The organism is Pseudomonas sp. B21-009 (genome assembly GCF_024749345.1).
Taxonomy (GTDB): Bacteria; Pseudomonadota; Gammaproteobacteria; order Pseudomonadales; family Pseudomonadaceae; genus Aquipseudomonas.
In genome coordinates this window covers 3,810,337-3,824,826 of sequence record NZ_CP087199.1, presented here as the reverse complement: position 1 = coordinate 3,824,826, position 14,490 = coordinate 3,810,337, and the positions used below count along the sequence as shown (strand labels likewise).

5 protein-coding genes are annotated in these 14,490 nt (G+C 63.2%); 3 read left to right on the top strand and 2 right to left on the bottom strand.

The features are described 5' to 3' along the window. Nucleotides 1-7 precede the first annotated feature (7 nt). The 3 genes from LOY34_RS17575 to LOY34_RS17565 all read left to right on the top strand — a co-directional run bounded on the left by LOY34_RS17575 (nucleotide 8) and on the right by LOY34_RS17565 (nucleotide 10,199). A complete protein-coding gene (locus LOY34_RS17575) occupies nucleotides 8-3,472 on the top strand; it encodes an amino acid adenylation domain-containing protein (RefSeq protein ID WP_408980887.1) in 3,465 nt (1,154 codons plus the stop codon). Next, nucleotides 3,406-9,174 (top strand): non-ribosomal peptide synthetase, encoded by a 5,769-nt coding sequence (locus LOY34_RS17570; protein ID WP_258663763.1) that lies wholly within the window; start codon nucleotides 3,406-3,408, stop codon nucleotides 9,172-9,174. Before LOY34_RS17575 ends, LOY34_RS17570 begins: the two co-directional genes overlap by 67 nt. Nucleotides 9,175-9,239: 65 nt before the next feature. Then, nucleotides 9,240-10,199, top strand: a complete 960-nt coding sequence (locus LOY34_RS17565) for an alpha/beta hydrolase (protein ID WP_195884608.1) — start codon at nucleotides 9,240-9,242, stop codon at nucleotides 10,197-10,199. Nucleotides 10,200-10,274: 75 nt separating this feature from the next. Here LOY34_RS17565 and LOY34_RS17560 read toward each other — a convergent pair whose 3' ends face one another. Continuing rightward, on the bottom strand, nucleotides 10,275-12,734 hold the full coding sequence (locus tag LOY34_RS17560) for a TonB-dependent siderophore receptor (RefSeq protein WP_052676483.1): 2,460 nt from the start codon (nucleotides 12,732-12,734) through the stop codon (nucleotides 10,275-10,277). 93 nt (nucleotides 12,735-12,827) lie between these two features. Next, nucleotides 12,828-14,477: a cyclic peptide export ABC transporter gene (locus tag LOY34_RS17555; RefSeq protein WP_123565538.1), complete on the bottom strand. Its 1,650-nt coding sequence runs from the start codon at nucleotides 14,475-14,477 to the stop codon at nucleotides 12,828-12,830. Nucleotides 14,478-14,490 lie beyond the last annotated feature (13 nt).

Sequence of the window (14,490 nt, the reverse complement as noted above, 5' to 3'; positions counted from 1 at the left end):
TCTGGGTGTGCAAGAGCTGATCGGGGCAGTTGGAGCGCTTTCGTCGAAGGAACGCAAAGCCTTGGCGATACTGCTGAAGCAAAAAGGGATCAACCTCTTCAATGTCGCGCCGATTTTCAAGCGCAAAGCCGACGAGCCCTTGTTGTTGTCCTATGCGCAGGAGCGCCAGTGGTTTCTCTGGCAGATGGAGCCAGACAGCGCCAACTACCATATTCCACTCGCGTTGCGCCTGCGCGGCGAGCTCGACCTTGGCGCCTTGCAGCGCAGTGTCGAGGCGTTGCATCTGCGCCATGAAGCGTTGCGCACCACCTTTGTCGACGACGACCTGCAGGCCCTGCAGGTCGTCCACCCGTCCATGACTGCGGACTTCACCTGCCTGGACTGGTCGAACGAGCCAGCGTCGGCGCGTTCTGAGGCGCGGCTGAAGGCCTTCGTCGAGGAGCAGGTCGGCCAGCTGTTCGATTTACGCCAGGGGCCGCTGTTGCGCGTCTGCCTGTTGCGCCTTGAAGCCAATGAACACGTACTGCTGCTCATCCAGCACCATATTGTCTCTGACGGTTGGTCCATGGAGATCCTGCTGCGCGAGATCATCGAGTACTACAGCGCGTTCACCCAGGGCCGGGCCCCGGACCTTGCGCCGCTACCGATCCAGTACGCCGACTACGCCCTCTGGCAGCGCCAGTGGATGGAGGCAGGTGAACGTGAACGGCAACTGGCCTATTGGACTGCGCAGCTGGGTAGCGAGCATCCCTTGCTTGAACTGCCCACTGACCGACCGCGTCCGGCTGAGCAGAGTTATCGCGGTGCGCGGCTGGCGCTGAGCCTGCCCGATGGCCTGGCCGATGCGCTCAAGCGTTTCGCCGGGCAGGAGAATGTCACCCTGTTTACCCTGCTGCTGAGCAGCTTTGAGCTGTTGCTGCACCGCTACAGTGGCCAGGCCGAAATTCGTGTCGGGGTACCCTCGGCCAACCGCAACCGGGTGGAGACCGAAGGGCTGATCGGTTTTTTCGTCAACACCCAGGTGATCAAGGCCTGCTTTGACGATCAGTTGACCTTCCGCCAGTTGCTGCAGGCCGTGCACCAGACAGTGCTCGATGCCCAGACTCATCAGGATCTGCCGTTCGAACAACTGGTCGAGGCGTTGCGCCCGGAGCGCAGCCTCAGCCACAGCCCGCTGTTCCAGGTCATGTACAACCACCAGAGCGACGCGCGCAAGCGTCACCAGCTGGCGGGGCAGGGCGGGCCCCTGACGATCGAGGCGCTGGCGTGGGAAAAGCACACCGCTCAATTCGACCTGATGCTCGATACCCATGACAGCCCGAGCGGGCTTGCCGCCGGCCTGACCTACGCCAGCGACCTGTTTGAACGCGCGACCGTCGAGCGCATGGCTGCGCACTGGCTGGGCCTGTTGCAGGCGATCGTGCAACAGCCCGATCAGCGCGTCGCGGCCATGCCCCTGCTCGACAGCGATCAGTGGCAGCAACAGGTCGTGCGCTGGAACGACACGGCGATGGACTACCCCTTGGCGTGCTGCGTGCATCAGTTGATCGAACAACAGGCGCAGGCCACACCCGACCGCGTAGCCCTGGTTCTGGGTGCTGCGCAGCTCAGTTACCGCCAGCTCAATGAAGTCGCCAACCAGTGGGCACACCGCTTGCTGGGCGCAGGTGTCGGGCCCGATGTGCTGGTGGGTATTGCCGCCGAACGCAGCCTGGAAATGGTTATCGGCCTGCTGGCGGTGCTCAAGGCTGGCGGCGCTTATGTACCGCTGGACCCGGATTATCCCGCGGAGCGCCTGGCCTACATGATGCAGGACAGCGGCATGCGCCTGCTGCTGACCCAACAATCGGTACGTGAGCGCTTGCCGGTACCGGCCGATGTCGAATGCCTGCTGCTCGATCAACCTCAGGATGGCTGGCCTGTCAGCAACCCGGCGTGCTACCCGCACCCGCAGAACCTGGCCTATGTCATCTACACCTCCGGCTCCACGGGCAAGCCAAAAGGCGCGGCCAACCGCCACCTGGCCCTGACCAACCGGCTGTGCTGGATGCAACAGGCCTATGGCCTGGGCGAACAGGACCGGGTCTTGCAGAAGACGCCGTTCAGCTTCGACGTTTCGGTGTGGGAGTTTTTCTGGCCGCTGATGACGGGGGCACGCCTGGTGCTGGCGGCGCCGGGTGATCACAAGGATCCTGCGCGGCTGATCGAGGTCATCCGCCGTGAACAGATAACCACCTTGCACTTTGTGCCCTCGATGCTGCAGGTGTTCATGCTCGATGACCAGGCGGGTCTGTGCACCTCGCTGAGCCGAGTGATTTGCAGTGGCGAGGCGTTGCCGGCGGATGCCCAGCAACAGGTTCTGAGCCGCTTGCCGCAAGCCAGCTTGTACAACTTGTATGGACCGACCGAAGCGGCAATCGATGTTACCCACTGGACCTGTCGCGACGAAGGCCGCGACAGCGTGCCGATTGGCCAGCCGATTGCCAACCTTGGCACCTATGTGCTGGACGACGAGCTGACGCCGGTGCCCGTGGGGGTAACGGGTGAGCTGTACCTGGCCGGTATCGGGCTTGCGCGCGGCTATCATCGCCGTCCGGGCCTGAGCGCCGAACGGTTTGTCGTCAGCCCGTTCGCCAGCGGCGAGCGTATGTACCGCACCGGCGACCTGGCGCGTCAGCGCAGTGACGGGGTGATCGAGTACCGCGGGCGGATCGACCATCAGGTAAAAATCCGTGGACTGCGCATTGAGCTGGGCGAGATCGAGGCACGCTTGCTGGAACAGGATGAAATCCACGAGGCGGTTGTTCTGGCCGTTGCCACTGGCAATGGCCAGCAACTGGTGGCGTATCTGGTGCCGGCCCGGCGCGACTGGCCTGGCGACGACCGCCAGCGCCAGGCGCAGGCGCGCGAGCTGCTGCGGTCGCGCTTGCTGGCGGCCTTGCCCGACTACATGGTGCCCAGCCAACTGATGTTCCTCGACAGCCTGCCGTTGAGCCCTAACGGCAAGCTGGAACGCCGGGCACTGCCGGTGCCTGATGCAGAGCAGATGCAGCAGGCCTATGTGGCCCCGGGCAGTGCCGTGGAAGTGGCGCTGGCGGCGCTTTGGCAAGAGGTGCTCAAGGTTGAACGGGTGGGTCTGAACGACAACTTTTTCGAACTCGGCGGCGACTCCATCGTGTCCATTCAACTGGTCAGCCGCGCGCGGCGCCAGGGCATCGTGTTCACCCCCAAAGAGCTGTTCCAGCACCAGACGGTGCAGAGCCTGGCGGCTGTCGCCCGGTCTCGCGAGGTCGGCGAAGGCGATGCAGTGGACCAGGGCCTGGTCAGTGGCGCGGCGTTGCTGCTGCCGATCCACCAGGCGTTTTTTGCCAGTGACATCCCCAGCGTCACCAGTGGAACCAGTCGGTGCTGCTCAAGCCATCGCAGCCGCTGCAGGCCGACCTGCTGGAGCGTGCGCTGCAAGCGTTGGTGATGCACCACGATGTCTTGCGTTCGTGCTTCAGCGCCGAACAGGTGTGCTATCTGCAGCCCGAGCGCCTGCTTGCGCACTGGGCGCAGGCCCCGCTGCTGTGGCAAACCGCGCCAGTCGACCTGGCCGCGCTTTCAGTCGACTGCGACGAGGCCCAGCGCAGCCTGCAGCCGGCACAAGGGCAGTTGCTGCGGGCGCTGTTGGCGACCCTGGCCGACGGTCAGCAACGGCTGTTGCTGGTGGTCCACCACCTGGCCGTGGATGGTGTGTCCTGGCGCATCCTGTTCGAAGACCTGCAACAGGCCTACACACAGTTGGCGGCAGGCCAGCCTGTGGCCTTGCCGGCCAAGACCACTTCGGTCAAAGCCTGGGCCGAACGTCTGCAAACCTATGCGCGGGGCGACAACCTGCAGGCGCAGCTCGGCTACTGGCAGCAGCAGTTGCAGGGCGCATGCGCCGAGCTGCCCCAGGATCACGCCGACGGTACGCTGCGCAGTCGCGATGCGCTGACGCTGTACAGCCAGTTGAGCCCGCAGCTGACGCGCAAGCTGTTGCAGCAGGCTCCCGCGGCTTACCGCACGCAGATCAACGACCTGCTGCTGGCAGCCCTGGCCAGGGTGTTGCAGCGCTGGACCGGCGCCGACCATTGCCTGATCCAGCTTGAAGGCCATGGCCGTGAAGAGCTGTTCGATGAGGTCGACCTGACCCGCACCCTGGGTTGGTTCACCAGCATGTTTGCGCTCAAGTTGCAGGCCTTCGAGCAGTGGAGCGACACCCTCAAGGGGATCAAGGAGCAACTGCGGGCGGTGCCGGACAAAGGCATCGGCTACGGGGTGCTGCGTTACCTGGGTGATCAGCAGGCGCGTGAAAGCCTGGCGCAATTGCCGGTGCCGCGGGTGACCTTCAACTACCTTGGGCAGTTCGACGCCAGTTTCAGCAGCGATCAGGCACTGTTCGTTCCCGCCGCTGAAAACCGAGGGCTTGAGCGCAGCCTGGACGCGCCGCTGGGCAACTGGTTGAGCCTCAATGGCCAGGTGTATGACTCGGCCTTGAGCATAGGCTGGACCTTCAGCCGCAGCATGTTCGATGAGGCGACGATCGCGCACCTGGCCGCGCAGTACAGCGAGGAGCTCGAGCGTCTGATCGAGCATTGCTGCGATCAGGGCGTTGGCGCGGTGACCCCCTCGGACTTCCCGCTGGCGCAGGTTTCGCAGGCCTGGCTTGACCAACTGCCGATTGCCGCCAGCGAAATCGAAGACATCTACCCGCTCTCGCCGATGCAGCAGGGCATGCTCCTGCACACCCTGGAAGACAACGAGTCGGCGCTTTACATCAACCAGGTGCAGTTGCCGGTGCAGGGCCTGGATGTCGAGCGATTCTGCCAGGCCTGGCAGGCGGCAATCGACCGCCACGAGGCCCTGCGTACCAGCTTTCATTGGCCCGATCGGCAGACGCCGGCGCTGCAAGTCGTGCAGCGCCGGGTCAAGCTGCACGTACAGACCCTCGACTGGCAGGATCAACCCTGGGATGAACAGCGCGTCGCGCAATGTGCCAGCGCCGAACGGGCCCGCGGATTTGATATCGGCGCCGCGCCGTTGCTGCGCCTGTTGCTGATTGGTACCGGCCCCGGGCAATACCGGATGATCTGGACCAGCCATCACATCCTGATGGATGGCTGGAGCAATTCACGTCTGCTCGCAGAAGTGCTGCAGCACTACTGTGGCGCGCAGGTTGCGGCGCCAGGCGGGCGCTTTCGCGACTTCATCGGCTGGCTGCAGGGGCAGGACGCCAAGGGCCTCGAACAGTTCTGGAAGCAGCGCCTGCAGGCCTTGGTCGAGCCGACTTCGCTGAGCCAGGCGGTGCATCCGCGGCACAGCAGCAGCGAGCCCGGTCACCGGGCGCTGTACACCCGCTGGGATGCAGCGCGCACTGCACGGTTGCAACAGGTGTGCCGTGACTTGCGTATCACCCCCAACACCCTGATTCAGGGCGCCTGGCTGCTCTTGCTGCAACGCTACACGCGCCAGGACACCGTGGTGTTCGGCGCTACGGTTGCCGGGCGACCGGAGGGCCTGGCCAATGCCGACACCCTGCTGGGCCTGTTTATCAATACCTTGCCAGTCATTCACCGCATCAGGCCGGAACAAGCGCTGGATGCCTGGTTGCGCGACCTGCAAGCCTACAACCTGGACGTGCGCGATCATTCCCATGTGCCGCTGGCGGATATCCAGCGTTGGGCAGGCATGGGCGGACAGGCGTTGTTCGACAGCATCATCGTGTTCGAGAACTACCCGATCGATGAGCGGCTTGGCGAGGCCCGGGACAGCGGCCTGCACTTTGGCGAGTCACGCAATCACGATGTCACCAACTTCCCGATGGACCTGGCCGTCCACCTCAACGACAGCCTGTCGATCGAATACCTGCATTTGCGCAGTGCCTTCAGTGAGCAGGCCGTCGAGGGCATCCGTCACGCCATGGAGGGGCTACTGACGGCCATGCTCGAGACACCGCTGCAGCGGGTGGGTAACCTGCAACGCCTGGATACCGCGCAGTGGCAGCAACTGCAGGCCTGGGGGGCACAGCCGGCGCGGCAGTACCGTCCGCTGTCGGTGGTCGAGCTGATTGACGAACAGGCCCGGCGTCAGCCCGGGGCGATTGCGCTGGAATGTGCGGGGCAGCGCCTGGACTATGCCGCCCTGCAGCGCCAGAGCAATGCTCTGGCCGCGACCTTGATGGCGCAGGGCGCGGGCCCTGAAGTTCTGCTCGGGGTGGCCCTGGAGCGTTCGCCGCAGATGATCGTGGCACTGCTGGCCGTGCTCAAGTGCGGCGCGGCGTATGTGCCGCTGGACATCGATTACCCGAGCGAGCGCCTGGCCTACATGATCGAGGACTCGGGCATGGCCCTGGTCATTACCCACAGCGATCTGCTCGGGCGCCTGCCGCTGCCGGCGCTGTTGCCACGGGTAGAGATGGATCGACTGCCGCTCGATGAACAGCGCGTCGGGCCAGCGCTTGCCTGCGGCGATGATCGCAACCTGGCGTACCTGATCTACACCTCCGGTTCCACCGGTCAGCCCAAGGGCGTGGCGGTTACCCGCGGGCCCTTGAGCATGCACTGCCAGGCAATTATCGAACGCTACGAAATGAACGCCAGCACCCGCGAACTGCACTTTATGTCGTTTGCCTTCGACGGTGCCCATGAGCGTTGGTTGAGCGTCCTCGGCAGCGGCGGGGCGCTGGTCATTCGCGACGCCGAACTGTGGACACCGGAGCAGACGTTCAAGGCCCTTGGGCAGCAGGCAATCACCATCGCCTGCTTCCCGCCGGCCTACCTCAAGCAGGTTGCCGAGTATGCCCGCCAGTGTGGCGAGCCTGCGCCTGCGGTGAACATCTACTGCTTTGGCGGCGACGCCGTACCCGAACAGACCTTCGAACTGGTCAAGGCAGCATTGCGCCCGCAGTACTTCACCAATGGCTACGGACCGACCGAGACCGTGGTCACCCCGCTGCTATGGAAAGTGCCGGCCGATTCGACCTGTGAAGCTGCGTATGCACCGATCGGCCGGGCCATCGGCTTGCGCGCCTTGCAGGTTCTGGACGATGACCTCAACCCGTTGCCTGCAGGCTTCGCCGGCGAGCTGTACATTGCTGGCGAGGGGGTCGCCCGAGGCTACCATCGTCGCCCGGGCCTGACCGCCGAGCGCTTCGTGCCGGACCCTTTCGGCCAGCCAGGAACCCGGGCCTACCGCAGTGGTGACCTGGTGCGCCTGCGTGAGGACGGCATCATCGACTACGTCGGTCGTATCGATCACCAGGTAAAGATTCGCGGCTTTCGCATCGAGCTGGGCGAAGTCGAGGCCTGCCTGCGCCAGCAACCCGGGGTCAGCGATGCGCTGGTCATTGCCCGTGACTTTGCCGCCGGCAAGCGCTTGATTGCCTACGCGGTCACCCCGCACGGCATCGATCAGGGGCCTGCGCTGCTCAGCGGTCTGCGCGCGGTGCTGCCCGACTACATGGTCCCGGCACAGGTTATCTGCCTCGCGGCACTGCCGATCTCGCTCAACGGCAAACTCGACCGCAAGGCCTTGCCAGAGCCGGATTTCAGCGCCGATAGCTACCTTGCCCCGCGCAGCGAGCAGGAGCACCTGCTGGCGCAGGTCTGGGCCGAGGTGCTGCAAGTCGACAGGGTTGGTATCAGTGACAACTTCTTCGAGCTGGGCGGCGACTCGATTCTCAGCTTGCAGGTCATTTCCCGCGTGCGTAATCACCCGCAGCTGGACATCAACCTCAAGCTGCGCGACCTGATGCGCTACCAGACCATCGCCGGCCTGTTCGATCAGCAGGTCTTTGCCGGTGCTGCGCAGCAGGAGGACCTGAGCCACTTGGTCAGCGATGGCCGGTTCAGCCTGTTGCCGATCCAGGAATGGTTCTTCGCCCAGAACATGCCAGAGGCACACCACTTCAACCAGGCATTGATGCTGCGCTCGCGCCAGGCACTCGAGCCGCAGGCGCTGGAGCAGGCTTTGCAGGCTGTGGTGCAGCAGCATGATGGCTTGCGCTTGTGCTTTGCCAAGGAGGGCGAACGTTGGTATCAGGCGTATCGGCCACAGCAGGCCCAGGCCGACAAGCCGCTGCTGGAGCAGGTGAGCGTGGCCGATGAGGCGGCGCTGGAAGACTTGACGGCCCGGGTGCAACGTAGCCTGGACCTGCAGCAAGGGCCATTGATGCGCGCCCTGCATATCACCTTTGCCGGCGAGCAGCGCTTGCTGCTGGTCATTCACCACCTGGCGATTGATACGGTGTCCTGGCGCATCTTGCTGCAGGATTTGCAACAGGCCTACGAGGCTTGCAGCCAGGGCAACAGCCCAGCGTTGCCGATTCGCACCAGCAGCTACCAGGCCTGGGCGACCCGTCTTGAACAACAAGCGCCGCTGCTGGTGGAGCGCGAGCTGGGGTACTGGCTCGAACAACTGCAAGACTCGGGGCAGCCTTTCCCTTGCGATAACCCCCGCGGCAAGAACCTGGTCGGCTTCCATGCGGTAGAGCGCATGGAACTCGACGCCCAGCGCACCAGCGAACTGTTGACCCAGGTGCCGGCGGTCTACCAGACGCAGATCAATGACCTGTTGCTGGGCGCCTTGAGTCGCGTGCTGTGCCGCTGGACCGGGCAGGATTCGGCGTTGATCCAGCTTGAAGGTCACGGTCGTGAAGACCTGTTCGACGAGCTGGATTTGAGCCGTAGCCTGGGCTGGTTCACCAGCATGTACCCGGTACGCCTGGTGCCCGGTGCCGAGGATGACATCCGCGCCAGCCTGCTCGGGGTTCAGCGCCAGTTGGCGGCAGTCCCCGACAAGGGGCTGGGTTACGGCGTGTTGCGCTACCTGGCGGGCAACAGCCTCAGGCAGCAGTTTGCCGGGCTGGCCCAGGCCAGGGTGACGTTCAACTACCTGGGCCAGTTCGACCAGAGCTTTGACGAGCGCGCCTTGTTGGTGCCGGCCGAGCAAAGCGTGGGGGCGTGCTACAGCCTGCAAGCGCCGCTGGGCAACTGGCTGGAGATTGTCGGCCAGGTGTTCGACGGCCGCCTGGCCTTGCGTTGTGTGTTCAGTACCCGGCGCTATCGTCGTGAAACCATTCGCCAGTTGATGGACGACTATCAGCGCGAGCTGCAGGCGATCATCAGCCATTGCCTGGCCCAGGCCGCCTGAGCCGTCAACCTGTGTGCCGGCAAACCTTTGCCGGCACGATTCGATACACCGTTTAGGAAGCTCAAATGTCTTTGCACCCTGATCTTGCTGATTTCCTCGACCTGGCCGAGGAAAGCCGCGGCCCGCTCGATCTGCCTTTTCATCAACAAACCCCGGAGCAGGCCCGGGCCGCGTTCGAGCAGACTACCCAGCAACTGCGCTGGCCCGTCGAGCAGCGGCTCGACTGTCAGGAACTGACGGTCACCAGCCGCGATGGCGGCGCGGTGCCGGTGCGCCTGTATCGTGCCCGGCAATGCGAGGGGGCCTTGCCGTTGCTGGTGTACTTCCACGGCGGTGGCTACGTGGTGGGCAGCCTGGATTCGCACGATGGCGTTTGTCGCGAGTTTGCCGCAGGCGGCCAATGTGCGGTGCTGTCGGTGGGCTACCGGTTGGCGCCCGAACACCGTTTTCCGCAGCCGCTGCTCGATGGCAAGGATGTCCTGGCCTGGTTGCCCGGCCAGGCCCGGGCCCTGCAGCTGGACCTTGCCCGGGTCGCGTTTGCCGGCGACAGTGTCGGCGCGACCATTGCCACCGTGTTGGCGACCCAGGCTGCCCAGGCAGGGCCGGACGCGGCGCTGCAGCCGCGCTTGCAACTCCTGTGCTATCCGGTGACGGATGCCTCCCGGCGCAGCGCCTCCATGGAGCTGTTCGCCGAAGGCTACTTGCTCGAGAGCCAGACGCTGGAGTGGTTCTACCAGCACTACCAGAGTGCTGCGCAAGACCGCTGTGACTGGCGCTTTTCGCCGTTGCTGACAGATAAGCTGAGCAACGTTGCCCCCGCCTGCATTGCCCTGGCCGGGCTTGATCCGCTGCTTGATGAGGGCCGGGCCTATGCACACCGGCTGCAGGAGCAGGGCGTACCTGTAACGCTCAGGGAATACCCCGGCCTGACCCACGACTTTTTGCGCCTGGGCTCGGTGGTTGGCCAGGTCACGGACATCTACACGCAGTTATGCGCAGACCTGCGCCAGGCGTTCGAGCGTTGAGGCAAAGGTTTCACCCTGGCCATGAAAAAGGGGCACTGAACCGACGTTCAGTGCCCCTTTTTCCTGTGCCCTGGATCAGAACGAATACTTGAGGCTGGCCATCACATTGCGCGGCTCGCCGTAGAAGGTCGAACCGTAGGAGCCCATGCCGCTGAAGTACTTGCGGTCGGTCAGGTTGTTGAGGTTGATGTTGCCGCGCAGGTTGTCACTGAAATCGTAACCGGCCAGCAGGCCGACCAGGGTGTAGCCCTTCTGGTCGAAACGGGCGGGGATTGCGCCGGGGCCAAAGCCCAGGGTGGTGTCGTAGTAGATATTGCTCTGCCACGAGACGTTGCCGCCCACTGTCATGCGGTTGAGCAGGCCGGGCAGGCGATAGGTGGTTGCGAACCGGGCGATCTGTTCAGGCTGGGTGGTGCTGACCTTGTTGCCGTCCTTGTCTTCGGAGGTGCGGTAGGTGTAGCCACCATGAACATTCCAGTCGGGAAGCAGTTCACCCGAGACTTCGATTTCAAAGCCTTTGGTGGTAGCGCCTGACACCGCCTTGTAAGCCGTGGCGTTGGGAATGTCCACACGCAGGCCGTCGGCTTCGGCGACGTTGTCCTGCTTGGAGGTGAACAGCGCGAGGCTGGCGTTCAGGCGGCCCTCGTAGTATTCGCCCTTGATCCCCACTTCGTAGCTTTCACCGGTCAGTGGCTCCAGCGGCGTGCCGTTGCGATCGGGGTTGAACGGTTGCGGTTTGAAGATATCGGCGTAGCTTGCGTAAACGGTGTGGTAGTCGTCCAGGTCATAGGTGATGCCCGCGTAGGGGGTGACCACGCCACTTTCGCGGGAGTTGTAATGGGTGTTGGGGTTGGGCAGCAACGGGTTGAAACCATCCTGGTTCCAGTAGTGGTCGGTCACCCGTGAACCGAGAATCACGTTCAGCCGGTCCGTCGGTTTGAGGATGGTCGCAAAGTACCCGGCACGCTCACGGGCAACGGTGTCGTAAGGCACGGTGAACAGCAGTTTGCTGGGCTTGACCGGATTGTTGTCCCAGTTGAAAAAGTCATCGATCTTGTAACTGCCGAACGAATGGGTGCCGGATTCGTTTTCGTTGCGTGCCCAGTTCAGGCCCATGACCATCTCATGGGTGCGCCCGAACAGCTGGAAAGGGCCGGTGGCGTAAGCCGCTACGTCGACCTCCTTGGAGGTCGAGTAGTACTTGCTGGTAAAGGCGTTGGCCGAGTGGGTGACCGCGTCGATCTGGCCGTTGGCGGTGGCGGTGAGGTTGTCGACGTCATAGCGGCGGAAATTGGTCTCGACCTTGAGCAGCCAGTCATTTTCAAAATGGTGTTCGATGTTGGCGAAGTAGCGTTGGGTTTCGGTGTTGCTGTACGACCATTTTGCCCCGGAGTTGGTCGAACGCGACGGCTTGACCGTCGCGCCGTTGGTGTAGAACGCCGGCAGGTTGGAGTTGGTCGAGCCGTCGGCATTGCCTTTCTGATAGTCCATGCCGAAAGCGAAGGTGGTGCTGTCGGATAGGTCGGCCTCGATGATGCCGTAGAACACGTGGTCTTCACGACGCAGGTAGTCGATGTAGCTTTTTTCATCCTGAGTGGCAGCCACCATCCGGCCACGAATATGCTTGCTGTCGGTCAACGGGCCGGACAGGTCGACTTCGGTGCGGTACTGGTCCCAGCTGCCCGCGCCGGCGGTCACATGCCCCTGGAACTGCGCGGTCGGTTTTTTGCGCACGAAGTTGACCACGCCCGACGGGTAGCCGGTGCCATTGAGCAAGCCGGCCGAGCCGCGCAGGATCTCGATACGGTCGTAAATGGCGGTGCCGATCAAACCGTAGTTGTCGCGCAACGGGGCATTGGTGCTGAGGCTGGGCAGGCCGTCGAACTGAAAGTTGGAAATCTCAAAGCCCCGGGAATAAAAGGTATTGACCTCGGTATTGTCCTGGCTGACCGTCACCCCGGGCGTCTGGTTGAGCACATCGGCGATGCTCAACAGCCCTTGGTCTTCGATCTGCTGACGGGTGATTACGCTGACAGACTGCGGGGTCTTGCGCAGCGACAGGTTCATCTTGGTCGCCGTACTGGTTTCACCGGTGGTGTAGGACCCGGTGCCCTCAGTGGTAAGGCCCAGGGATGAGCTGTTGACCGTGGTGGCATCCAGGGTCAGGTCGGCGCCGCCCTTGTTGCCATGGATGGTCAGCACATCGCCTTGCAGGTTGTAGCGCACGCTGGTCCCGCCGAGCAGTTCGGCAATCGCCTGGGCAGGCTCCTTGGTGCCGTTCAGTGCGCGGCTTCTAAGCCCGGCGACGTCGTCGGGGCTGTAGAGAATCTGGATGTTGGCCTGGGTGCCGAACGCCTGCAGGGCGCTGGCCAGCGATTGCGCTGGAATTGCAAACGCGACCATCTGCGCATGGGCCTGGGCAGTGACAGCCAGGGCGCTGAGGCCGACCAGGCTGCTCAGTGCCAGTGGCCTGGTTAAAGTCCGACGAATCAGCAAAGCCCTGGTGAAGGGTGGCAAGCGGTATGCAGTGGTCAACGGAGGCTCCAGCGCGAAGGCAAACAAGTGAGAATGATTAGTATTTTTTGTAAGACGCTCTAGCAGGCCAAATCCGGAAAACTTTTTTCTTTTTCAAGCCATGGCACGTTCGGCCACGACTTGTCCGTTCTTCATCCGAATCAGTTGATCGGCGATATCGAAGTAACGGTCGTCGTGGGAAATGACAATGATGGTCTTGCCCAGGCGCTTGAGGTCGGGCAACAGTTCGGTGTAGAAAATGCGCCGGAACGTCGGGTCCTGGTCGGCGGCCCATTCATCGAACACCAGCACCGGGCGCTCTTCGATCCAGGCATTGACCAGTGCCAGGCGCTTGCGTTGCCCGGTCGACAGGTCGGTGGTGCTGAAGGCGCCGTCACGGATACTGACTTTGTGAGCGATCTCCAGGCGTTCCAGGTATTGCGAGGCCTGGGCAGGTACCTGCAGGCCGTCGTTGACCAGGTCGTCGAACAGGTAATAGTCAGCAAAAATGGTGGTGAAGAGCTGCCGGTAGTCATCGCGGGCGCGATCGTCGATGACCTCGCCGTTGAGGCGGATCTGGCCTTGCTGTGGCGGGTAGAGCCCCAGTAACAGCTTGATCAGCGTGGTCTTGCCGCAGCCGTTTTCGCCGACGATGAAGACAATGTCGCCCTGGCGGATATCCAGGTTGACCGGCCCCAGGTGAAAGGGCGCGCAGCCGTCCCGGGTCGGGTAGCTGTGACAGACATCAAGCAGTTGCAGGCGCTCGACGCTCACTGTCGGCGCGCCCTGGTCGCTGAGCAGCAGGTGCGGCTCGGGCGATGAAAACTGCTCGGACAACTCGGCGATCCGGCGAAAGGCGATCTGCGCCCGGCTGACTATGGGCAGGGTGCTGACCAGATGCTCCAGCGGCCCCTTCATGTACAGCAACACCAGCACGAAGCCACTCATTACCGCTTTGTCGGCGCTCGGCCAGAACGACTGCAGGGCCAGGGCCAGGCCGATGACCACGAAGAACAGCATCGAGCCGAGGCTTTTGGCAATCACGAAAGTATTGATCGAGCGAATCTGGGTATTGCAGATATGCTCGGCAACCTTTTGTATCCCCGCGACGAACATGCGCTGGCGCCGGGGGCGGTGAATGCGCAGCTCCTTGGCGCCCTCGGCAATCGCACTGTAGTGTTTCTGCAGTTCATCCTCGGCTTCGCGAGCGGCCATGAAGCCCTTGATGCCACGAGCCCTGGCCACGTACTGGATCACCGTGCCGATGCCGATTGCCAGCAGCATCATGACAAACATTGGCCAGGACAGCATTGCCAGGTAACCCAGGCAGCCCAGGGTCACGGTCAGGGAAATGGCCAGGGGCGCAAAGGCGAAGGCGAACGAGCTGATGGTATCGATGTCGTGGGTCAGCACCGGAATCAAGCGATGGCTGCGGTAGCGTTCGATCTGCCCGATCGGGGCGCTGAGGACCTTTTCCCCCAGCTCCTTGCGCAGGTTGGCGATGATCTTCTGACCGATGCGGTTGCTGCCGATATCGGACAGAATCGAGCTCAGTAACGCCACCACACACAGCCCGGCGAAACTGGCAATCAGCGACGGGCCAAGGCCTTGCGGGCTGTGCAGGCCATCGTTGATGGTCGCCAGCAAGGCGGTGACACTCAAGCCACCGATCATGCCCAGGACAATCGACACGACCACCTGCGGCCAGAAAGGGCGCAACAGCGCCAACAGCTCGCGCATTGCGCCACGGTATTGCTTGCTCATGAAGGGTTCCTGG